This window comes from Tunicatimonas sp. (genome assembly GCF_049647865.1).
In the GTDB taxonomy this organism is placed as follows: domain Bacteria; phylum Bacteroidota; class Bacteroidia; order Cytophagales; family Cyclobacteriaceae; genus Tunicatimonas.
The window spans coordinates 1-23,546 of the sequence record NZ_JBARYM010000109.1; the positions used below are offsets into that span (position 1 = coordinate 1).

The 23,546-nt window shown below is 43.9% G+C and carries 19 protein-coding genes and 1 pseudogene; 11 read left to right on the forward strand and 9 right to left on the reverse strand.

The genetic code is table 11. From position 1 onward, the window contains the following. Positions 1-382: pseudogene (locus WBA23_RS03605) on the forward strand (hypothetical protein); the annotation flags it as partial. A 55-nt stretch (positions 383-437) separates the two neighbouring features. Here the strand turns inward: WBA23_RS03605 and WBA23_RS03610 are convergent. After that, positions 438-911: a regulatory protein RecX gene (locus WBA23_RS03610; RefSeq protein ID WP_424580882.1), complete on the reverse strand. Its 474-nt coding sequence runs from the start codon at positions 909-911 to the stop codon at positions 438-440. A 127-nt stretch (positions 912-1,038) separates the two neighbouring features. Here WBA23_RS03610 and WBA23_RS03615 point away from each other — a divergent pair, with 127 nt between their 5' ends. From WBA23_RS03615 to WBA23_RS03625, 3 genes are all read left to right on the forward strand, one after another. After that, positions 1,039-2,307 (forward strand): MFS transporter, encoded by a 1,269-nt coding sequence (locus WBA23_RS03615; protein ID WP_424580883.1) that lies wholly within the window; start codon positions 1,039-1,041, stop codon positions 2,305-2,307. Positions 2,308-2,463: 156 nt separating this feature from the next. After that, positions 2,464-2,700, forward strand: a complete 237-nt coding sequence (locus WBA23_RS03620; protein ID WP_424580884.1) for a hypothetical protein — start codon at positions 2,464-2,466, stop codon at positions 2,698-2,700. A gap of 134 nt (positions 2,701-2,834) precedes the next feature. Further along, positions 2,835-4,916 (forward strand): cytochrome c biogenesis protein CcdA, encoded by a 2,082-nt coding sequence (locus tag WBA23_RS03625; protein WP_424580885.1) that lies wholly within the window; start codon positions 2,835-2,837, stop codon positions 4,914-4,916. Positions 4,917-5,017: 101 nt separating this feature from the next. Here WBA23_RS03625 and WBA23_RS03630 read toward each other — a convergent pair whose 3' ends face one another. The 3 genes from WBA23_RS03630 to WBA23_RS03640 all read right to left on the reverse strand — a co-directional run bounded on the left by WBA23_RS03630 (position 5,018) and on the right by WBA23_RS03640 (position 8,019). Beyond that, positions 5,018-6,142, reverse strand: a complete 1,125-nt coding sequence (locus WBA23_RS03630; RefSeq protein WP_424580886.1) for a tetratricopeptide repeat protein — start codon at positions 6,140-6,142, stop codon at positions 5,018-5,020. A 151-nt stretch (positions 6,143-6,293) separates the two neighbouring features. Beyond that, a complete protein-coding gene (locus tag WBA23_RS03635; RefSeq protein ID WP_424580887.1) occupies positions 6,294-6,464 on the reverse strand; it encodes a UBP-type zinc finger domain-containing protein in 171 nt (56 codons plus the stop codon). 181 nt (positions 6,465-6,645) lie between these two features. Beyond that, a complete protein-coding gene (locus WBA23_RS03640; protein WP_424580888.1) occupies positions 6,646-8,019 on the reverse strand; it encodes an NfeD family protein in 1,374 nt (457 codons plus the stop codon). A gap of 114 nt (positions 8,020-8,133) precedes the next feature. Between WBA23_RS03640 and WBA23_RS03645 the strand changes: the two genes are divergently transcribed. The 5 genes from WBA23_RS03645 to WBA23_RS03665 all read left to right on the forward strand — a co-directional run bounded on the left by WBA23_RS03645 (position 8,134) and on the right by WBA23_RS03665 (position 14,169). Further along, positions 8,134-8,841 (forward strand): DUF4905 domain-containing protein, encoded by a 708-nt coding sequence (locus WBA23_RS03645; RefSeq protein WP_424580889.1) that lies wholly within the window; start codon positions 8,134-8,136, stop codon positions 8,839-8,841. Further along, the gene (locus WBA23_RS03650) at positions 8,828-9,910 is read left to right on the forward strand and encodes a LysM peptidoglycan-binding domain-containing protein (protein WP_424580890.1); all 1,083 of its coding nucleotides are present in this window, start codon (positions 8,828-8,830) and stop codon (positions 9,908-9,910) included. The genes WBA23_RS03645 and WBA23_RS03650 overlap by 14 nt, the downstream gene beginning before the upstream one ends. A 191-nt stretch (positions 9,911-10,101) precedes the next feature. Next, positions 10,102-12,021, forward strand: coding sequence for a hypothetical protein (locus WBA23_RS03655; protein WP_424580891.1), 1,920 nt, complete (start codon positions 10,102-10,104; stop codon positions 12,019-12,021). Positions 12,022-12,313: 292 nt separating this feature from the next. Continuing rightward, positions 12,314-13,201 (forward strand): arsenite methyltransferase, encoded by an 888-nt coding sequence (locus tag WBA23_RS03660; RefSeq protein WP_424580892.1) that lies wholly within the window; start codon positions 12,314-12,316, stop codon positions 13,199-13,201. 131 nt (positions 13,202-13,332) lie between these two features. Continuing rightward, positions 13,333-14,169 (forward strand): alpha/beta hydrolase, encoded by an 837-nt coding sequence (locus WBA23_RS03665; RefSeq protein ID WP_424580893.1) that lies wholly within the window; start codon positions 13,333-13,335, stop codon positions 14,167-14,169. Positions 14,170-14,229: 60 nt separating this feature from the next. Here the strand turns inward: WBA23_RS03665 and WBA23_RS03670 are convergent, their stop codons facing one another. The 3 genes from WBA23_RS03670 to WBA23_RS03680 all read right to left on the reverse strand — a co-directional run bounded on the left by WBA23_RS03670 (position 14,230) and on the right by WBA23_RS03680 (position 18,509). Beyond that, a complete protein-coding gene (locus WBA23_RS03670; RefSeq protein ID WP_424580894.1) occupies positions 14,230-15,252 on the reverse strand; it encodes a hypothetical protein in 1,023 nt (340 codons plus the stop codon). A gap of 173 nt (positions 15,253-15,425) precedes the next feature. After that, on the reverse strand, positions 15,426-17,954 hold the full coding sequence (locus WBA23_RS03675; RefSeq protein ID WP_424580895.1) for a M14 family metallopeptidase: 2,529 nt from the start codon (positions 17,952-17,954) through the stop codon (positions 15,426-15,428). A 138-nt stretch (positions 17,955-18,092) separates the two neighbouring features. Then, positions 18,093-18,509 (reverse strand): Ohr family peroxiredoxin, encoded by a 417-nt coding sequence (locus tag WBA23_RS03680; protein WP_424580896.1) that lies wholly within the window; start codon positions 18,507-18,509, stop codon positions 18,093-18,095. A 396-nt stretch (positions 18,510-18,905) separates the two neighbouring features. Between WBA23_RS03680 and WBA23_RS03685 the strand changes: the two genes are divergently transcribed. Beyond that, positions 18,906-19,160 carry a hypothetical protein gene (locus tag WBA23_RS03685; RefSeq protein ID WP_424580897.1) on the forward strand — a complete coding sequence of 85 codons (255 nt, stop codon included), beginning with the start codon at positions 18,906-18,908 and terminating at the stop codon, positions 19,158-19,160. Continuing rightward, positions 19,157-19,381 carry a type II toxin-antitoxin system HicB family antitoxin gene (locus WBA23_RS03690; RefSeq protein ID WP_424580898.1) on the forward strand — a complete coding sequence of 75 codons (225 nt, stop codon included), beginning with the start codon at positions 19,157-19,159 and terminating at the stop codon, positions 19,379-19,381. The genes WBA23_RS03685 and WBA23_RS03690 overlap by 4 nt, the downstream gene beginning before the upstream one ends. 36 nt (positions 19,382-19,417) lie before the next feature. Here WBA23_RS03690 and WBA23_RS03695 read toward each other — a convergent pair whose 3' ends face one another. Together WBA23_RS03695 and gltB are read right to left on the reverse strand one after the other, a co-directional pair. Beyond that, the gene (locus tag WBA23_RS03695) at positions 19,418-20,899 is read right to left on the reverse strand and encodes a glutamate synthase subunit beta (protein ID WP_424580899.1); all 1,482 of its coding nucleotides are present in this window, start codon (positions 20,897-20,899) and stop codon (positions 19,418-19,420) included. A gap of 86 nt (positions 20,900-20,985) precedes the next feature. Beyond that, positions 20,986-23,546 (reverse strand): glutamate synthase large subunit (gene gltB / locus WBA23_RS03700; protein WP_424580900.1); only part of this gene is annotated, 2,561 nt, incomplete at its 5' end.

Sequence of the window (23,546 nt, forward strand, 5' to 3'; positions counted from 1 at the left end):
ATTCAGAAGTATCCATGAGATGCTAAACCTTCCACTACGGGAATTTTTAGGAACTAACTGGTTGTACTACATTGCCTGGATTATTCCCGGAGCTTTAATAACGTTGGGGTTGGGAATTTACTTCCTAAAATTCTTAATAAAGCTTCCCCCGGAAACCAGAAAACAATTTATTATCGCGGGAAGTGTGTTTGTAGGAGGAGCGTTGGGAGTAGAACTACTAGGAGGTTCTTATGCTTTCTACTATACTCAAGACAGCTTTTCTTATACAATGATTGCTACTTTAGAAGAATTTATGGAAATGACGGGTATCATTTTATTTATAAGGGCGTTACTACTTTACTTATTGAATCATACTCCCAATTTATCAATACGTTTAGAATAAGTCACTCTCGTTCTAAAGTAGTAAAAGTTAGGTATGTAGAGTTTTGACGTACAATTCAAAAATCTGCTAGTATTTTCCAAATCAGTTCTGATTCATACCCTTTTCCTTGCACAAAGCGGGCTGTCTTGTGCTTACGAGTATAAGTGTCTTCGCTTTCCAGCGAATTCCACTTCTTCTGAATCAGTGATTTCAGGGTATCTATATAATCCGCGTCGCCAATTTCTTTTAAGCCACTACGGATACAGTAATCTGATATTCCCTTCTGGCGCAAGCCAATCTCTATTTTTATACGTCCCCACTTATTACTACGAAATTTTCCCCGCACATAGGCTTGAGCGAAACGCTCTTCGTTCACAAAGCCATCGCTAATCAGTTCGCTCAAGACCTCCTCCACCGCGTCAGAATACAGTCCGTAGCTGTACAGCTTATCACGCACTTCCTGCTGGGTACGCTCTTGGTAGGCGCAGTACTTAGCGGCTTTTACCTTTGCTTGCTGCTTCCAGGTTAGTATTTCTTTGCCTTTTGTCAATTGCTTATATGGTTGTAAATTAAAAGTTACAGATTTAAAGAACCTGAAACTTGAAACTTTCTAACATTTAAAACCCTAACCTTGTAGAGAACGTTTCCATCAGAATTACCTTCAAAATTTTTTATTCTTGCGATCTCATCGGCGCACACTTTTTCTGCTATTTACTGCCAACGGTATCTCCGGTTTTGCTCAAGGTATTACAATGCTGGCGGTGCCCTGGTATTTTGCTCAGCAGGGTATGTCTTCGCAGTTCAATTTGCTGTACGGCATTATTACTTTCATAACCCTGCTGTGGGGGCTAACCGCTGGGACTATTGTTGACCGCTTTAATCGCAAACATGTCTTTCTACTAACGAACTCTACCGAAGCGATTGTACTGCTGTCGGTAGCCAGTTATGGCTTTTTTATAGGCGGTTTGCCATCCTGGCTCATCGTTAGTGTGTTTGCAGCCACTATTTTTGGCTTCTATCTGCACTACCCAAATTTATACGCTTTTGCCCATGAGATTAGTTCAGAAGGGGAATACACAAAAGTAACCTCAGCCATTGAAATTGTGGGGCAGTCAACCAATGTACTGGCGGGTGCTTTCGCCGCCTTACTATTAGAAGGAATAGACTGGCATCCAGCGTTATCTCTACTGGGGCAAACCTACCAGTTTTCGTTCACCATTGAAGCTTGGAGTATGCACGAAATCTTTATGATGGATGGCATCACTTACCTGCTTTCAATTATACTTATCAGCTTAATTCGCTACGTTTCTCGTTTTGAAGATAAAATTGAGCGAGGATCATTTGTTAAGCGGTTGCGCTCCGGGTTCCGTTATCTGCGGCAGCATCCAGCTATTTTCCGGTTTGGCTTTTTTTCCCACAGTATTTTCGTAATTATGCTGGTACAGTTGCATGCGCTTATGCCTCTCTACGTTACTCAACATCTGGGTGCAGGTGGGCACGTATTTGGGGGAGTAGAAGTGCTCTACGGCTTAGGGGCTCTTTCCGCTGGTATTGGAGTGAGCCGTTTATTCCGAACCGTACATCCGGTATTAACAATTGCCGTTATGATGGCCATCACCACCGGAGCTTTACTGTTAAGTGCTACTACTCAATCGGTGGGTATATTTTTGGGTGTGGGTCTATTAATTGGGTTTACCAATGCCGGAACGCGCGTAATTCGACTAGCTTTTCTGTTTAAATATATTCCGAATGAAGTGATCGGGCGGGTTAATAGTATCTTTAGTATTTTAAATGTGCTAATGCGTGTCTGTTTCATTATGCTATTTTCAGCTCATTTCTTTAGTATTGATTCTAATGTGGTATTTGCTTACTTTATTCTTAGCTTATTCACTACCTTTTCGGCATTAATGTTGATGAGACAAAAAAGAAAACAGGCCTTAGCATAGCTAATATGTAACAAAGGGAAGACTTACTTTCAATTTTCCTTACTAGAGCAGTAATAACGCTAACAAATTTTTATTTTTAATAACTAATACGCTTTTTACCGGTTTTTTTTATAGATTTATAGAACGCACTTTAAATTTTTGTCGGAGGAATATCCTATGATTGATTTGCTACTTATGGGAGCAGCGTATGTGATAATGGTCTACTTTATGGTAGTCTTGATGAAGAAGCGGAATTTTCGCTTCCGTGACGATGACGATGATGATGATGATGGTGGCATTTCTTTGACCCCTACTCCCGATCTTGACTTACCCCCGGGTGTCACGTTGCCCGATGGTGACGATCGGCCGGTTCATCGCCGCCGCATCACCGAGCCGGAAGAAGTATTTGCCTAATTCATATCAGTAAGCTGTTATTTTACACTTTCTTTCCTACCTCAAAAGGTAGCACTTTACAGCTATGCGTTTTTCAAGCAACTTTTCGTAGCGTGTAAGCGTTTTTCTACCCTAGAACGCTACTATAGTGACCCATGCTCATCCGATCTACTACATACTTCTTTTTACTGCTTCTTCTGCTAATTAGCGGATTCTCGGCTTCATCTCAAATTCTACAACCAGCTACTTGGCAATTAGAATGGTCAAAAGAAGAAGTGAAGGTTGGGGAAGAGGTTGATTTAATCTTCCGTGTAACTATTGATAGAGATTGGTATCTCTATTCTACTGATTTCGATCCTGAGCTAGGGCCGATGGTAACAGAATTTACCTTTGCGCCTAGCGATAGTTACGAATTAGTCGGTGAGATGCAACCGATTGGTGCTAAAGAAAAGTACGACGAACTGTGGGAAGGAAACTATACCTACTTTACTGAAAAGGCCGAACTTCGGCAGACAATTACAGTATTAGATGATGATTTGAGCAAAATTAATGGTTCGTACAGTTATCAAGTATGTAATGACATAGATGGCCAATGCATTCCTTTTGACGATGAATTTTCCTTAGCAGTACCTTTAGCTGGAAAAGCGCAGTCCTCTGTAGAAGGGGAAGGAGCCGATACCGATATTGCCCAGCCTATCCCTAGTAGTAATTTAAATACCAATCCTCGCGAGTCTACTACTCCTTATACCTTAATTACGTTTTTCTTCATTGCTTTCTTAGCCGGATTAGCCGCTTTGCTCACGCCCTGCGTATTTCCGATGATTCCGATGACAGTGACTTTCTTTACGGGAGGAAGTAACAATAACGCTGCGGCTATTCGTAAAGCTATCATCTACGGATTGTCTATCGTTGTAATTTATACGGTAATAGGCACGCTAGTTTCAGTAATATTTGGGCCAACTTTCGCTAATTGGTTAAGTACTCACTGGTTGCCTAACTTATTCTTCTTCGCAGTATTTATCTTCTTTGCTTTATCTTTCTTAGGACTATTTGAAATTACGCTACCTAGTGCGTTAGTCAACAGAGTAGACCAGCAAGCCGACCAAGGTGGTTACTACGGAATTTTCTTCATGGCATTTACACTGGTATTGGTTTCATTCTCTTGCACCGGTCCTATTGTGGGCAGTGTGCTGGTTGAGTCAGCCGGAGGGCAGTTTGCTAAGCCGATTGTAGGCATGCTGGGTTTTTCTCTGGCGTTTGCTATTCCTTTTGCGCTATTCGCTGCCTTTCCGCAGTGGTTAAACAGTCTGCCTAAATCCGGTGGCTGGCTCAACTCGGTGAAGGTGGTACTGGGCTTCTTAGAGCTAGCGTTAGCCCTTAAGTTTTTGAGCGTGGCCGATCAGGTGTATCACTGGAACATACTGGATCGGGAGGTATATCTAACATTGTGGATTGTTATTTTTGCCTTACTGGGCTTTTACCTTTTGGGAAAACTACGGCTCCCGCACGATAGCAAATTGGAAACCATTCCGGTACCTCGGTTACTACTAGCGATCGCTACCTTTTCATTTGTCGTGTATCTGATTCCTGGCTTATTTGGCGCACCCCTAAAAGCGTTAGCGGGCTATCTTCCACCAATGCATACCCACGATTTTAATATGCCACTGCTTGCTGCCCAGCAACAATCAGCGAGTGGCAGTGCCACCTTAGTTAACCGTGAGGAAACACTTTGCGAAGAACCTAAGTACAGTGACATGTTACATTTCCCCCACGGTATTCAGGGTTATTTCGATTACGATCAGGCTTTGGCTTGTGCTCAGTCGCAAAATAAGCCCTTGTTTATTGACTTCACTGGGCACGGTTGCGTGAACTGCCGGGAGATGGAAGCTCGAGTTTGGTCTGATCCGGCAGTATTACAACGACTGAAAGAAGATTTTATAGTAGTGGCACTGTATGTAGATGAAAAAACAGAATTACCAGAGTCAGCCTGGTATACCTCGGAATACGACAGTAAGGTGAAGAAAACGATTGGTAAACAGAACGCCGATTTGCAAATTCGCCGATTTAATAACAACGCTCAGCCCTACTACGTGCTGCTTAATGATCAGGGAAAATTACTAGCAGAACCTAAAGCTTACGATTTAAGCGTAGCCAATTTTGTGAACTTTCTGGAATTGGGAAAGCAGCGTTTTGCTTCGGGAAAAACAATTGCCGATCCCGCTTTAGCAAATAAGTAGCGTTATGACGACTGTTGCACGGTGTTAAAGTTTACACAACAGCCAAGGATACTTGAATACTAAAACATTTCGTACTATAACACCATAATGCTTATGAAGTCTTAATTCAGATACGCCTTTGCTTCTTTCTTCACTATTTCGTACTGGGCCGAGGCTAACGCTTTTTCGTACAGTTGCCGGGCTTGGGTGTATTTTTGCCTTTGGTGAGCAACCCGAGCCAACCCGGTGTAGGCAATACTGCGATAATGTTCGGCTTCTTCACTCTTAAGACCAGTACCAACTTCCAAGCTTTTAATGTACTGATCTTCGGCCTTGACAAAATCTTTATCTCGTTTTTCTAACAGCATTCCCTGAAAAACACGTCCGCTCATTTGGTAATACGGACGGTTATGTACCAAGAGTTGATTGATAGAAGCTTCTAAATTTTGGTATACATCAGCCATAAAAGAGGCATCTATAAAACTAGCAGTAAAGTAAGGGTTGTCAGGATAGTTCTCATGAAGTATACGGGCGTAGTTAAGGGCCTGAGAAGGATCATTTTCGTAGTGCAGGTAAATATGCGTTAGATAATCAGCCGCCTCAGCTTTCATAAAAGTTGACTCCTGATATGATTTTTTTATCTGCTCCAAACCAAGTGTTTTATTTCCACTCTTGAAGAACCAGGTAAACGGTTTATAAATGGGATGAACCTCCGGATATTTCTCCCGATAGTAGTTATACAAACCCGTAGAGAAGTAAAATTCTACGAAATCATCTTTCATGTCCATTCCGGCTTTTAGCGAGCTATAGGCTTCTTTAGCTCGAGACACTGCCGTCATATAATTACCGGACTCATTTTCGTACAAAGCCAGTAAGCCGTAGCCAGCCATTGTAAAAAAGGTAGCTTCAGGACTATCGCTATCAACTTCTAGCATAGCCTCTGCCTTTTCTACCGTTTGATTGAGATGAGCTTTTAATTGCTCCATCGCTTCGCTTTCCGGTTCTACTGGATGATGAGCTGCCCGTACTGTAAGTGCCTCTAACATAGGGTTCACCGGGTGGTTAGGTAGCAACTCCCGAATACGACGGTTCAATTGCTTGCTCTCATCCACATCCGTATTGTACAGATGCTGAATATTTTCCTTGATTAAACGCTCGATCTCAGGGTCTTCAATAGAAAGCGAACGCTGAGCCCAACTCATATTAACCAATAGATTCAGCATAAGCAGTATTAAAATCGTTCTCATACCTTTCCTTCTTTGTTCAGACAGATAGATAACATCACTTAAAGCATTAAGTTTCGGCAGATACTATTGCATTCGTCTCTATGTATCAATGTTATGTCGAGGCGCAGAAATTTTTTAAAGGGCGGCAAACTGGGCTAGAAAGACATTTGGGCTAATACTTCATAAACTGCTCATCTTCGTAGCACCAAGCCCACATTTCGCCGGGTTCAGCAGAAATTACTACCGGGTGGTGAGTAGCATGAAAGTGTTTAGTGGCGTGTTTGTTAGGTGAGCTGTCGCAGCAGTGAGTGCCACCGCAAGTTTGACAGGTGCGAAGATGCACTCAAGTATCTCCGGTTTTGATGCATTCTTCACAAACCGTTTTGTTAGCAGTCTTTAAAGAGTTTAGATCAAAATGTTCGCAAGGTGGTTTAGCCATAGGAATATGGTGTTCAGGTGTTCAGGTGTTCAGGTGTTCAGGTGTTCAGGTGTTCAAAGTTACAAGAATACGTGAACACATTAGATTATGCTTGTGGTTGTGCATCGCGCGCTAGTTTTACTCGCAAGGAAGAACCCTCATCACTTACAACGATTACTCGTTCGCCTCGGTTAATATAATCGCCTCGAGTATAAGCATCCAATAACTCGTCACCGATCATAATTTTTCCGCTGGGGCGTAGTATGGTGTAGGCTTCGCCCTCTTGGCCTAAAAATGATCCTACTTTGAAATTAGAGGTATACCCTTCGGTACTAGACTGGGTTCCCTGAAGAGCCACTCGCCGGAAAAACTTGGTATCGGTAAGCCGGACCCCGCCAAAAAACATTAGTAAAATTCCGCCGAAAAAGCCTGCCAGAATCGTTGCCAACGCTCGGGTAATTTCGCTGAAATCAACGAAGAAAAAATCTAAATTATCATTGTTGAGCATCACTAGCATGAGCGAGCCTGCCACTAAAATGATACCACTGATGCCCGCTATCCCAAAGCCAGGAATTACAAAAACCTCGAGAGCAATTAGGGCTACTCCTAGAAACAGAGCAGCAATTTCCCAGTTAGCAGCCAGGCCATTTAGATAATATGGGGTGAGGTAAAGTACTAAGGCAACGAACGAAGCAAGAATGGGGAAGCCCACTCCAGGGGTTTGCAACTCAAAGTACAGCCCACCAATAATCACTAAAATAAGCAAACCGCTAATAACCGGATTTAGGAAAAATGAAATTATCTGATCTACAGTACTGGTTTCAAATGTAGTTAACTGATAGTTTTCTACCCCAGCCCGGGTAAGCAACTCTTCAATGCTGCTAACCTGCGCTTCGCAGTAGCCATACTTGATAGCTTCTGATGTAGAAAAGGTAATGACTTCACCTGCCTCAGAAATGCTATCTATTGCTATATTTTCATCCACCATAGCCTCCGCAATTTGTGGGTCGCGACCATTGGCCTCAGCGGTAGAACGCATAATGCCCCGCATATACGATTGATACTTATCGGGAGCAGCTTCGCCCGTACCGCCGTTCACTACGGTTGCTGCGCCAATGCTGGCACCCGGGGCCATATAAATACTATCGCAGGCAATGGAAATAAGCGCCCCGGCAGAAGCTGCATCTTTGTTAATAAATACGTAAACCGGCTTTTCGTATTCCAACATTCGGGTGCGGATGTCGTCGGCATTGTTGAGAGCACCACCGTAGGTATCCATATCAATGACAATATAATCGGCATCAAGCTCTTCAGCTTCCTCCAGAGCCAGGTCTACGTAATGACTGCTACGGGCATCAATTTCCGAACGGATTTCCATTACGAACACTTGAACCTCATCCGAAGACTGACTAAATGCGACTCGATTCGGTAATACAAAGGATATTCCGCTTAGTAAAATGAATAATAAATGATGTTTCATCGGTGCTACACTCCTTTCTGATTTAAGAATAGACTATTCGCTATTTTCGTTTTCTAACCCTGCTTATATTTACTTCTTCAAATAGCTACTTAGTATACGTAAAAAACCGCAGTCTTGCTAAAAAAGTTACCACCGGCCTTCTCCCTCACCTTTCAAGGCTCAATTTGGAAAACAATTGTAGATGATGAAGGAAAACGCCTTTTTCTAGAACTACGCTCAGCCGAACGTCAGTCAGTTTGTTTTGCGGCAGTAGATTTATTATCCGGTCAACTACTTTGGGAGAATTTTATGTTAGCGATCGCGGAGGGCTGGCCCACCTTACATAGTGCTAACAGTCAGCATTTAATTCTTCAGGTGTTTACGGATACCCACAATCCGGAAAAAAAATCGTACTACGCGGTAGAAATTAGTACCCAGCAAGTAGTGCAGTTTCCGGTTGAAAGTGTAGCTATTAATGAAGTTGATCAAAAAAATGTAAGTCAACAGAATAATGGCTTCCTCCAGCCGTTTTTTTATTCAGAAGATCAGGCTTATTTTGCCACGGTAGCTAGCTTCGTAGAGTCGCTCGGATTAGCCCGGCCAGTAGGTGGATGTGAGTACGCCGAGCACGGTAACTACATTTGTATTGATTACTACTTACCGGTGAAACCAAGCGGATTGGCGAACTATTTGCTTATACTTGATCAGCAAGGTACAATATTGCTACACCAATGCTTAGAAGCATCAGTACCTCAAGTAGGATTAGGAATATTTTTCGTTGTTCAAAATCAGCTTATTGTTGTTCAACATCAATGCCAGTTAGTGAGTTATGCGTTATCGTGATTGGATAGGAAGCGTACTAAAATCAGTTTTTCTTCCCCCTTTGCAAAAGGGGGTTAGGGGGATTTTCACCAGTACAGTTCTTTTATCATCATTAACTACTCAAGCCCATACGTTATCCCCCGACTCTGTGGGGCTTGAAAGGCGCAATGGTGAAGTGTATATACTCCATCAGGTTAACCAGGGTGAAACGCTTTTTTCTATTTCACGTCGCTACGGTTTATCTACGCAAGAAGTTAAGAAGTTAAATCCAGACGCCGACGTTGAAAATTTATCTATTGGCGACACACTGCGAGCTCCCCTATTTCCTGAATTGAGCCGAGATAAAAAGACGTTGCATACGGTGCAAGAGGGAGAAACACTGTACCGACTGGCTAAACAGTTTGAAATTACTACTGACCAGATTAAAACCTGGAATGCGTTAGGCTTAGAGCCGCTTAAAATCAATCAAGTAATCGCCATCTATCAATCCCAACCCCAGCCAAAGAAAGTTGATACCAGCCGTTACCTTACCCACCAAGTGCAGGAAGGCGAAACGCTGTACGCTATTGCTCGGGCCTACCAAATTCCGGTAGCCGAGCTAATGGAGCGTAATGATTTAGAAACCGAAAATATTAAATTTGGGCAGTTACTGACAATTCGAGAGAAGACTCCACCGCTAATACCGGAAATAAAAGTAGAACCTACGGTTAGCACTGTGCCTGTTCCTACCCGGCGTATTGGTCGCTCCGAAGCTCTACGAGAGGAACGAAAACGCTACGAGCGCATTCGTCAGGAAGAAGAAGAAACTATTGCTTCCTACACCAAAGTTTCTAATAATGGGTTTGCCTCCGTTATTGAAGGAAAGCTTAACACCAAAAAATACCTGGCTTTGCACCGCACTGCTCCGGTAGGCACTGTTCTGCGCGTTCGTAATGAGATGAATGATATGAGCATCTTTGTACGGGTAGTTGGTAAACTACCAGACACTGGGATGAACAACAAGTTAGCGATTCGCCTCACCCAATCTGCTTATGATAAACTCGGTGGCATCAACCAGCGTTTCCCCGTAGAAATTACGTATGTAAAGTAGCTAACTATAGAATGCTTTCTGCGCTGATATAATTTTACTGTTTTTATACGGCTACCGTGCGCCTTGAACCCGGCATCTACGCTCTGACTTGCTCGTCTCAAAATTTAAATGTATTTCAAAAGGCAGTACGCAGGTTAGACCCTATTTGCTATAACTTTGTAAGTTGCCATTGCTAACAACCTTCCAATACTATGCATTATACCTCTCCATCTCAGGAAACCATGTACTACGGTGATGCTACTCATCGCCCTCCCGCTACTGTTGAACTAATGGCGGGCAAATTCCAATGTCAGTACGAAGAAGGTAATTTGCGCTATATTAAGGTAGGCAATACGGAAGTAATACGTATGATCTACTCGGCAGTGCGCGACCATAATTGGGATACAGTTTCTCCAGAGATTAGCCAGGAAGAAGTGCTAAATTATAACGACCATTTTACCATTACTTATAACTGCCGCTATCAGAAAGGAGAGGTTGATTTTTTGGCCCGTTATCATATCCAGGGCGAAACGGATGGTAGCGTTCGCTTCACTATGGACGGAGAAGCCCTTAGCACCTTTCAGCGCAATAGGATTGGTTTTTGCGTGTTGCATCCGGCCAATGTTGCAGGGATTACTTGTCAGATTAAGCATGTTGATAATAGTCAGTCTGAAGGTCAGTTTCCCACTTACATTAGCCCTCATCAGCCATTTAAAAATATTCGCGGGATGCAGTGGTCACCGTTAGAAGGAATTGTAGCGTCGCTAGAATTTACTGGTGATACTTTCGAGACAGAAGATCAGCGTAATTGGACCGACGACTCGTTTAAAACGTACTGTACTCCCCTAGACTTGCCATTTCCAGTGACCGTACAAAAAGGAGAGAAAATTCATCAGGAAGTAGCGTTACGATTAGAACAAGCGCCCACCGATATCTCTTCTGAAAAGGAGCCACTGCGCTTTACCATATCAAAGGGTGCTATCCCACTACCCGCTATTGGTATTGGGCAGTCAACTGAGATCGAGAAACTAACTACTCAGGATATTCATTTGCTACAATCAGTATCCTTTGCTCATTACCGAGTAGATGTTCAGCTATATAACTCTGATTGGCAAAAAGCCTGGCTTCAAGCGGTGAGCGAAGCTAATACTTTAGGGTGGCCGATGGAGGTCGCTCTTCACGTTGCTACAGACACTCTAAAGCAAATCTCAGATTTTGCCAAACTAGCTACGACAGTTACTATTAAGACAATTCTCATTTTTAAGCAATCTAGTAAAGTCACTTCGCAGAAGTTACTAAACCAACTACTGCCTACGCTCCAACTGCACTTCCCTGATGCTAAAATAGGTGGCGGCACAGATCATTTCTTTACTGAATTGAATCGGGATCGTCTATCCTCTGATCATCTGGATTTCTTATCGTATTCTATCAACCCTCAGGTACATCATTTCGATAATCAGTCGTTGGTAGAGACCTTACAAGCTCAGTCCTATACTGTAGAAAGTGCTAAACAGTTTGCCCCTAAAACCCCAATTAGAATATCTCCGGTCACGCTGAAGATGCGACGTAACCCCAATGCTACCGGAAGCACTTCGCCTCCCACACCAGATGCATTACCTCCGTCCGTAGATACCCGTCAGCTATCTTTATTCGGGGCCGGATGGGCGGTGGGAAGCTTGCGCAACTTAATTCAGTCGGGGGTTGAAGCCATCACTTATTTTGAAACAGTTGGACGTAAGGGTATATTAGCCGGAAGCCAGATGACGAGTTCTTCTGCGCTATTTCCGGCTCAGCCGGGAGCTGTTTACCCTATGTACTTAGTGTTTAGGTTTCTACTAGAAAATGAAGGCGGTTCAGTATTACCCGCTACATTGAGTGTCCCGTGGCAGGTGGAGGGAATAGCGTTTCGCAGTGGCGACGAGTCGCGCGCTATTTTGGCTAACCTACAGCCCGAATCAGTGCCGGTAGGGCTTCCTAATAACTTATTTACTCGGATGAAATTACTAGACGAAAATAACTTTGAGGTAGCTACTCAGCAACCCGAAGAATTTTTAGCAACTAACTACAAAAAATGTCCTGATACTATTTCACTACCTCCTTACAGCTTGGCCTTTCTACGATCTGAAAATTGATACTGCCCCGTGAATGAGAACAGATTAAATTGGGTAAACGAGCTAAATTTCAAATCACTGGGTGCGCAACTACTTGAATTTAAAGATGTAGTCTACGGTAACGTATGGTCTAGACACGTATATTTTCTTAAATTAAAGAACTTCAGCAAAAAATTTCAGAAGCTGGAATCCCTCTTAATTGAATCTTGGATTTCTTAGATGCTCTTCTTATAACCGTAAAATAGCTATTGGTACTAAGAGATAGTTTTGATAGTTTAACCATTAATCGTATAAAAGCAGTAAAATGACCAATATGAACAACGAACAGGAATTAAAAAGCATTGTGAAAGAGCGTTACGCTAAAATCGCTGAACAAGGTAAAACCGAAAACGCTTCTTCTTGCTGCGGAGCAACCACCCCATCGGACAAAGTGTACAACATTATGGTAGACGATTATTCTGAAACCAGCGGTTACGTGGAAACTGCCGATTTGGGCTTGGGGTGTGGTCTCCCAACCAAGTTCGCCAAAATTAAGAAGGGAGATATGGTAATTGACTTAGGTTCTGGGGCCGGTAATGATTGTTTTGTTGCTCGACACGAAACTGGTAGTGAAGGCAAGGTGATTGGAATTGACTTTACCCCAATTATGATTAAAAAAGCCCGCAGCAACGCGGAGAAACTAGGCTATAACAATGTGGAATTTAGAGAAGGCGACATTGACGATATGCCGGTGAATGAAAACGTAGCCGATGTTATTGTTAGCAATTGTGTCTTGAACTTGGTGCCCAATAAGAAGAAAGTTATCAGAGAAATTTATCGAGTACTGAAACCGGGTGGCCACTTTAGTATTTCAGATATTGTTCTGATAGGTAACCTTCCGGATGCCTTACGGCAAGATGCTGAGATGTACGCTGGCTGTGTTGCGGGAGCCATTCAAAAGGAGGAATACTTACAATTAATCATCGACCAAGATTTCCAAAACATAAAAATTCAAAAAGAGAAGCCTATCGATATACCTACTGATATTTTGGAGCAGTACCTTTCAGAAGAAGAGGCAAAATCGTTTAACCACGACGGAACTGGCATCTTTAGCATCACCGTATACGCAGAAAAGCCAGGGGCTAACCAGGAAAAACCAAACCTAAAACTTTCTGAAATACAATCAGCTGATGCTTGTGAACCAGGAAGTGACTGCTGTTAAACTTCACCTTTATCGAATATGATTACCGTGTTTAAAACTCAAGCAAAAATTTGTAACATGCTTTTTAACCACCCCGCTAAATGAAAATTCTCCTTCTACTACTAATTAGCTGTTATCCTTTTGCTGCTACTATGGCTCAATCTACCCCCGATACATTGCAACTATGGGTCAATGGTGCGCCAGGAGCTACGGGAACCGAGGCAAAAGATCAGCCCACACTCATTCGATACCCGGCACCAGAAGATATAGCTACCGGGGCGGCGGTAGTAGTATGCCCCGGTGGGGGTTATAATATGCTGGCAATGGACCACGAAGGGCATCAGATTGCTAAGTGGCTTAACTCCTTTGGAGTTTCGGCCTACATTCTAACTTACCGTTTAGGAAAAAATGGTTACAAACATCCCATTCCGATGAATGACGGTAAACGAGCGCTCCGAACTGTGCGGGCTTATGCTAAAGAATGGAGTGTTGATCCGAACCGGATTGGCGTATTGGGCTTTTCCGCCGGGGGGCATATGGCTTCTACCCTCGGTACGCACTTTGATGCGGGAGATGCTCGGGCCAGCGATGCAATTGATCAACAAAGCAGCCGTCCTGATTTTATGGTTCTACTGTATCCAGTTATTTCCTTCACCGAAGATTATCAGCACCAAGGCTCTCGGCGTTCGCTACTGGGTGATGATGCCGATGCTGAGTTAGTCGCTTCTCTGTCAAACGAAAGGCAAGTGAAGGATGATACGCCACCTACTTTCTTGGTGCATACTACTGAAGATACCGGAGTACCTCCGGAAAACAGTATCTACTTCTATTTGGCTCTGCGGGAAAAAAACATTCCGGCCGAACTACATATTTTTGAAAAGGGCCGTCACGGTCTGGGTATGGGGAGCCGCTACTCCGCATTCTCTGCTTGGCCCGAACTCTGCGAAGCTTGGTTATTGGAGCGTGGGTTGTTGGTTTCTAATCCTTAGAATGTTGTACTGGTAGGCAGAAAATAAAGGCCACATACTTACTGTAGCCCGTGCTGAAGCCTATTTTCCGGATGAATCAAGTAGCTTTTCTACCATAAAATCCAAATAGCCATTAAGCGACTCTTCCGCTTTTGCTAAGTAAGCCTCGGTGTCGGCCTGTACCCAGTGTGATACCTTTACTTCCTCATCTACAAGAATTCCTAAAGAAGCAGAATTACTGTAAGGGGTATTGGGATTCGCGGTATACTCTTTAAACTTCTTTTCCTCAATAACTCCGGGAATATCAATATCCTTTTTGGGCGAATAAGCAATAATTGATTCAGCACCAAGACCAGGGGCCCTTCCTTTGTACACAAATCGCGCTAGTGTTGGGCTGGTTTCTCCCGAGCCTTGCCCAGCCCAGCCTTCCTTTGACTGAGCGGCTGCCACAGTTGGCATCTCAAAGTTGACCTTGGCTTTTACTTTACTACTTTCCATCAGGTAGTTGTAGCTGGCATCTAGCATTACGTACTGAAAATTAAATACTCCCTCAAACACCACCGCATCATCTAGCTGCTTACTCAACTTGGGAGCCGAGTCTATAATACCAAACCCACGTTTGCTCTTTCCCTTTTTGGTAACCCGTTTCACGAAGAAATCGTAATCGGCTGGAGCGGTAGACAAATAGCCCACTAACTGCGCTTTGCTAGGAGTACCCCCTTGTAGTCTTCGCCAATCAGTATAAAGTTCAGTTTCTCCTGCCTTATCAGCTGTAACAATCTCGTATCCATTATCTTTCAGCTTTTTAGTGAATCGTTGGTACGCTTTGTTAGTAACCTCTTGTAGTTGGTTAGCCTCTACCCCGTTAAGTGCCACCGTCATTCCGGTTTTAGAGTGTCCGCTTATACTAGTAGCTTGGGCTCCGGCTATTAGTTGGTAGTTAACAAAAAAACTATTGATAAAAACTTTCTTAGGAGCTTTTTTCATCTTCTTCTCTCCGTAGCCAGACTTTGACAAACTTTTCTCAGTAATTAATGGCTCTACGGGTGCCATAGTAAAGGCAGCTAGCACCAGCAGCATCACAGTGGTTGCAATTTTACTCATGGGAAACAGATTTGGTGGTAAATAATCAGAACTTTCGAATTACAGAAATTAAAAGCACCAAATCTACCGAGAGGGGCTATTATAGAATGGTAAGACTTTGACCGTTTATTACGTCAGTAAGAAAATCAGCAAGAAAGTGAATATTCGTCTCAACCATTATTCACCGCCCATTATTACTGCCCAACTAAAAAGAGTGCATTACTAAACAGTAACTTCCCGTTTTGCCAGAAAGCGCGAAACAGCGGATTGTCAGCCATATAAACAATACTTCCGTCACCCAATTCTTCTACTCCGAAGATCAGAGAATTAGAAAGTTGCTTCTGGACTTCAGCCCCAGCAAAACCGCTTATCAATGATTCTTGGTTAGCTAAAGTTGCTACGTTCCATCCTTCTTCTAGGTAACCGTAGCGTTCGCTGCCCCGCTTTAGCGTGAAGTAATGTTCAGGGTACCCCATACCTAATGGATGCGTATTATCTAGCCGAAGTTTGAAAATACTACCCGAAATATAATTACTCATACTTCGCCGCTCGCGCTCATCGTAAGAGGCGAGTTGATGCTGTTCTTGATAATCTTCCTTCTGCCTTTTAATGCGCTCTTGTTCTTGGTCATTACCAAACTCTGATAATTGATACTCGCCTTGTTTCTCAAAGTAAGATAGGGCGTTTTCCAGAGCGATGACTTTACCTCCATTCTTGATCCAGTTTCTAAGATTAACTTCTTCTAGAACTGATTGGTACTGTCCGCTGGGTAAAATCAGCGTATTATAATCCGATAAATTTATGTCTTCTAGTTTTTGAGCACTAATTACAGATACCGGATATTGTAACTCTTGCTCAAAGAAATACCATATTTCTCCGAGTCCGTAGGGCGACACATCTTCGCCAGCAGCTAGCAGCACTTTGGGTGGTTCTATGTAGCGAATTTCACCCGAACCTACATCAAAACCACTTTCAACGTAGCCGGTTTGAATTGGGGTAACTTTTTGTTGTAGGCTATTAGCAAGCGCTACAACTTTTTGGTCAAATTGCGCTCCCAATGCTTGATTATTGGCCCGGGTAATAATAAGCGTTCCAGCGTCGAAAGCTTGCCCTTCCACCGAAAAATCTCTAGTAGCGTAGCGCACCTTAATTCCATGTTGGATGAGTTGAGACAGAAACCGAGCATCTTGCACGCCATTCCACTTACTTACGTAGGCATATGCTGATTCTTCCGTTGTCTGAGGGGTAAAAGAAGTTTTAGCAAATTCCTGAGTAGCGTTAATACTGGTAGTGAGTGCATAAGCATCCAGATCGTAAGCGTAGGGAATTGCCCAAGCGGTGATATCGTAGGTGATAGAATCAGTAAGCTCCGCTTCGGGTTCAAAGAGGGTTTGCAACAACACTGATTTGGGCTGACTGGCAGAAATAACTAAATCGCCTTCTTCTACCTGAAAACTAACGTCTCCATTCTGACGATAACTAAACCCTGATAAATTACGTGAAGTTGTGCTTTCTTCGTACTGAATTAGGTGGGTGTCTAGCAACGAGCGAAGGGCCATCACTTTTTCCGGATTGTTATTAGTCTTCACTACAAAACTCTGGTAGGTTCCGAGTTCGCCCCGCTGAGACTGCTGATAGAAATCTGAGAATTCTTGCACCACACGCTCAGAATTCTGAGAAGCTATTTCAATAGTAGATAGGCTAGTGGTCACGTGGTGGCTTATTCGGTCTTTCAAAGTAAGCGTATCGCCTTCTTCAGTAAGCACCCCTAAACCAGCCCGACCTGATCCGCCCTGCTCATAGGTCATCCCAATTGCCCCATTAAACATGGGGTACGTATCTCCGTAACTTGGATACAGCAGATCAAACCGCTCTCGGGTAAAATACAGCCATCCGGCTTCATCGAAATAGCGGGCGTTGTTCTTACCAATCATGTTCTGTAATTCGCGTTGCCAATCGGTAATAACTGCGTGGTACGGCTCGGCGGCAGGTGCAAAGTAATAGGGACTATTGACCCCTTGCTCGTGGTAATCGGCGTGAATATGCGGCAGCCATTGATTGTAAAGCTTTAATCGCTGGCGAGTTTCTAGTTGGGTAGCCCAGGCCCAATCGCGGTTCAGATCAAACAAGTAGTGATTCACCCGTCCACCGGGCCAGGGTTCGTCGTGCTCCCAAGATTCGGGGTGGGGGTTAAGAATAGTATTTGCTTTCTGATTATACCAATTTACGTAGCGGTCGCGCCCGTCGGGATTAATACACGGATCAATAATGACAACCGTGTTCTTCAGCCACTCATCTACTTGAGGGGTTTCGCCGCTAGTAAGTTCGTATAGCACCTGCATAGCTGCTTCGGTAGATACCGCCTCATTTCCGTGCACATTGTAGCTTAGCCAAACAATAGCAAGGTTATTAAATGCTTGGCTGTCACCTTTGTTTAGTCCGGTACGAGCTAAGTTAGCGGCTTGTATTGCCTCCAGTTGCGTAGCATTTTCCAGAGAGGTTACGTAGGTTACAACTAACGGACGGTATTCGTTGGTTTCGCCGTAATTAACCATTGTTACATTCCCCGACTGCTTAGCTACTTCTTCAAAGTAACTGATGACTTGGGAGTGGCGCGTAAATCGCTCACCTAATTCATAACCTAAAAAGTTTGCGGGAGTAGGTATCTGACCAAATAGCAGATTAGCAGCGAACGACAATAAGAATACAGCAATGTATTTCATAGATATTTCTTGGTGCAATAAGCCAGAAAGTTAGTTTTTTTACTGATAAGTCGGTGGTTTTCAATTAAGATTTTGGACTATGGACCAAAAAAAAGGTTAGCCATCGGCCAACCGTTCTTCTTATGTTACAGAAAATTTTCAAGCAAGCTTAACGTCTACTTCCATATTTCCCTTGGTAGCTTTAGTGAGCGGACAGTTTTTGTAAGCCTCTTTCAGTACATGCTCAGCTTTCTGCTCGTCTACCCCGGGCAAATTCACCGATAAGTCCAGTTTAAACTGAAGATCACCTTTTTCAACTTCCACCGCCTGTATTTTCGCCTTTACTTCGGTATTGGAAATGTCGATATTGTTAAGCTTAGCCACGTGATACAGCGTACCTTCTAAGCAAGAAGCATAGCTAGCGGCAAATAACTGCTCAGGGGTTGTTCCCTTCTGATCGTCATTATTTTTGCCAGTAGGCATGTACACATCGGTATCCAGTGCTCCATCCTCCGACTTAATATGACCTTGCAATCCTCCCTGGGAGGTAACTTCGCTGGTGTATAACGTTTCCATAAAAAATTATCATTAATAGTTAGAAAAAATTCACACTTCTTCTACAAAGTGTGACCCGTTTTTGTTTACCGTTTCGGAAGGTAAATCTATTTCTCCACTATATTTATCCGGCGTTTGCTATTTGCAACATAGATTCATCTCGGGCTTCCAGTTTGGACTCGCCCATGAGGTAGATATCTACAGCTCGGGCAGCTTCTCGCCCCTCGGCAATGGCCCAAACTACTAGCGATTGGTTTCAGTTGCTTATTGCTATTTGCATTCTGCCAATAATCAGTGTCGTTTGGTGTGCAGAAAGCTGGTGGTTTAAAAACTAATTGGTTATAAGAATTACTGTTATTAAGTAGCGATTCTGCTCTCAATACAGTTTCTTCTACAACAATTTCATTATTTTTGAGTATGGGTAAGTACGAGAAGCTGTTGCAAAAAATACTAGCTGGCACTTCTGACAACAATATTCGCTTCTCCGATTTAGAAGGATTACTATTACGTTTGGGGTTTGAAAAGAAAATACGAGGTAGTCATCATATATTCTCTTTTGAGCGCACAAAATCTATTATCAATCTTCAACCAGTTGGTAGCAAAGCAAAAGGATATCAAGTGAAGCAGGTAAGAGAATTTATTTTACGTCACAATATTACGATTACACTATGAATAGAAAAGATGTTCTTAAGTATGAAATTATTATTTACTGGAGCACCGCCTATCAACATTTTATTGCCGAAGTACCTGAGCTTTCTGGCTGCATGGCCGATGGAGCTACTTATGAAGATACCATCGATAATGTACAAGTTGTAATGAGCGAATGGATAGAAACTGCTCAGGAAAAGGGTTGGGATATTCCTGAACCGAAGGGTAAATTAATGTATGCGTAGCAATACATCAAAGATCATTCTATTTCTCCACTATATTTATCCGGCGTTTGCTATTTGCAACATAGATTCGTCTCGGGCTTCCAGTTTGGACTCGCCCATGAGGTAGATGTCTACAGCTCGGGCAGCTTCTCGCCCCTCGGCAATGGCCCAAACTACTAGCGATTGGCCCCGGCGGGCATCTCCGGCAGCAAACACATTAGGCTTACTGGTTTGGTATTGCCCTTCCTGAGCTTCAATATTTCCTCGATCATCTAGTTTTACTCCCAAACCTTCCAATAGGCCATGCCGTTCGGTGTGCAGAAAGCCGATCGCCAATAGTGCCAGATCGCAAGGAATTTCGTATTCACTTCCGGGAATTTCGTCAAAATAAGGTCGCCCTTCTTCGTTCACCTTCCACTGTAGTTTAGCCAGCTTGAGACCTTTGACGTTACCTTCATTATCACTAGTAAATTCCTTGGTCATAATGGACCAATTGCGTTCGGCACCTTCCTCGTGAGAAGACGAAGTTCGTAAAATCATAGGCCACTGAGGCCAGGGATTATCTTCTCCCCGTTCCGTTGGTGGCTGAGGCATTAATTCAATTTGGGTAACCGAAGCAGCTTGGTGACGATTGGATGTTCCCACACAATCGGAGCCTGTATCGCCGCCGCCAATTACTACCACGTGTTTATTAGTAGCCCAAATATCCGAATCGTCAGTCAGGCGGTCGCCAGAAACTCGTTGGTTCTGCTGGGTGAGAAACTCCATAGCAAAATGAACCCCCTTTAGCTTGCGTCCTGGAATAGGTAAGTCACGAGGCACACCAGCTCCAGTACTTAGTACAATAGCATCAAACTCATTTTCTAGCTGTTGGGCGGTAATATCCTTACCCACATTCACTCCGGTTTTAAATACAATTCCTTCTTCTTCCATCACCTTCAATCGGCGATCAATCACCCATTTCTCCATTTTGAAATCAGGAATGCCGTAGCGCAGTAGTCCGCCCACACGCTGGTCTTTCTCAAATAAAGTTACCCAATGCCCAGCTTTGTTTAATTGCGCCGCAGCGGCCAATCCGGCGGGTCCCGAACCAATTACCGCTACCTTTTTTCCAGTTCGCGTTTCTGGTGGTTGAGGTTGAATCAAATCTAGCTCAAAGGCCTTTTCGGCAATTGCTTTTTCAATATGCTCAATTGCTACCGGAGGCTTTATAATACCTAAGACGCAGGAAGCCTCACAGGGAGCCGGGCAAATTCTGCCAGTAAATTCCGGGAAATTATTGGTTGAATGCAGAATTTGAGCAGCTAGCTCCCAATTTCCTTCGTAAACAGCATCGTTAAATTCAGGAATAACATTCCCTAGCGGACAACCATTATGACAAAACGGAATACCACAATCCATACAACGAGCCGCCTGGTCCTTCGTCTTCTTGTCATCGAAATCAAGATATAATTCCTGATAATCTTTAGTTCGCTCTTTTGGGTTGCGCGTTGCAGGTAACTCGCGATTATATTCTTTAAATCCAGTTGGTTTTCCCATAGCATATTAGGTTTTGGGGATTGAGGAATAGGAGTTAGGTAATAAATTTTCCAATACCCAAGGCCTAAAACCTAATCCCTACATTATTACACTTTCACTTGTTCTTCGAGAGACCTTTCTTGCGCGTTTCTATCTTCTAATGCTGCTTTGTATTCTCGAGGCATTACTTTAACAAAATACTGAGAAAGAACGTCCCAATTTCGCAGCAAGCGCTGGGCAACGTGACTATCTGTATAGTCAGTATGCTTCTGGAGCATGGTGTACACCGTACGAATATCATCTTCATTCATACGTTCTAGGTCTACCTTATCTGGGTTATAGTAATCGGGAAATCTTTCTTCTTGATCGTAGACGAATGCAACTCCACCGCTCATTCCCGCTCCGAAGTTGCGGCCGGTGCGTCCGAGTACTACTACAGTTCCACCGGTCATGTACTCACACCCGTGGTCGCCAATACCTTCTACTACCGTTTTAACTCCCGAATTACGAACACAGAACCGCTCGCCCGCTTGTCCGCGAATGTAAGCTTCACCAGCGGTAGCCCCGTAGAAAGCTACATTACCGATAATCATATTTTCCTCAGACACGTACTTCGACTCACGGTGAGGATATATGATTAGCTCGCTTCCCGACAAACCCTTACCAAAATAGTCGTTAGCTTCGCCCTCTAGCTCAAACCGAATTCCTTTAGCTGTAAAGGCTGCGAAGCTCTGACCGGCCGATCCTTTAAAGTTAAAATGAATGGTGCCCGGTGGTAGACCAGGGTTACCGAACTTTTTAGAAACTTCGTTTGAGAGCATGGTTCCCACCGAGCGGTCGGTATTGATTAGCCGGAAATCAGCCTGAACAGCTTCTAATTCTTCTAATGCTGGTAGTGCTGCTTCAATCAAATCCCAATCCAACACTTCATCAATTCCGTGGTCTTGTTCCTGTTGCTTGTAGATACCTACGTTCGGAGCGGTTTCAGGCTTATACAAGATGCGAGAAAGGTCGATCTTTTTCGCTTTCCAGTGATCAATATCACTGCGTTTTTCCAGTATGTCTACCTGACCGATCATCTCATTGATGGTTCGAAAACCTAGTTCAGCCATAATTTCCCTCAGGTCTTCCGCTAGAAAGGTGAACAGATTGATGACGTGCTCTGGCTTTCCGCTAAACAGTGCTCTTAGTTCAGGGTCTTGGGTAGCCACTCCTACTGGGCAGGTATTCAGATGGCATTTACGCATCATAATGCAGCCTTCGGTCACTAGTGCTGCGGTAGACACGCCAAACTCTTCGGCACCCAGTAAAATGGCAATAGCAATATCGCGTCCGGTTTTAATCTGACCATCAGTTTGTACCGTAATTCGGCTGCGCAGATTGTTCTTCACTAAGGTTTGGTGTGTTTCGGAAAGCCCCAGTTCCCAAGCAACTCCGGCGTGGCGCACCGAACTAAGCGGCGATGCTCCGGTTCCACCATCGTGGCCAGAGATGAGTACTACATCCGCGTGCGCTTTGGCTACTCCCGCCGCAATGGTGCCTACCCCAGCAGAAGCTACTAACTTTACGTTGATTCTAGCTTCTCTATTAGCATTCTTCAGATCATAGATTAGCTGGGCTAAGTCTTCAATAGAATAAATATCGTGGTGAGGAGGAGGCGAAATTAACCCTACGCCAGGGGTAGCGTTTCGTACCCGTCCAATCCATTCATCTACTTTATGACCGGGCAATTGACCACCTTCACCGGGCTTAGCTCCCTGCGCCATTTTTATCTGAAGCTCATTAGCGTTAGTCAGATAGTTACTAGTTACCCCAAAGCGGCCGGAGGCTACTTGCTTAATTGCGGAGCGTTCCCAATCGCCGTTGGGTTTACGATCGAAGCGAACTTCGTCTTCACCACCCTCGCCGCTGTTGCTTTTGCCCCCAATGCGATTCATGGCAATGGCTAGGGTAGAATGAGCTTCGTGCGAAAGCGAGCCGAACGACATAGCTCCGGTAGCAAATCGCTTAAAGATACTTTCTTTGGATTCTACTTCGTCCAGTGGTACCGGATTTCGCTTCTTGAACTGCATCAGCCCCCGCAAAGTAGCTAATTGTCCCGAACGCTGATTAATAATATCAGCGTACTGTCGGTATAGCTGATAATCGTTCTTGCGGGTAGCTTGCTGAAGCAAATGAATGGTTTGAGGATTAAGCATATGATACTCGCCCCGACGCTTCCACTGATACACTCCGCCTGCTTCTAAACGCGAACTTGAAGCTACTTCCCCCGGAAAAGCTAAATGATGACGTACCAGTACTTCCTCCGCTAAATCATCAAAGTCTACTCCACCAATGCGGGTAACCGTACCGGCAAAGCACTTATCTACTACCGGCTGACTGATACCAAGTGCCTCAAAAATCTGGGCACCGTGGTACGATTGGATCGTAGAAATTCCCATTTTAGAGAAAATTTTCAGTAACCCGGCGTTCACTGCCTCAGTAAAGGATGCGTGCAAAGTATCGGCAGAATCTTCATTGTGGAGGAGCCCTTGTTGCTGCAAATCAGTAATGCTGGCAAAAGCAAGATAAGGATTGATAGCGTGGGCCCCGTAGCCAATTAACGTGGCCAAATGATGTGTTTCTCGAGCATCTCCCGCTTCTATCACTAAGCTAGTTTTAGCCCGTA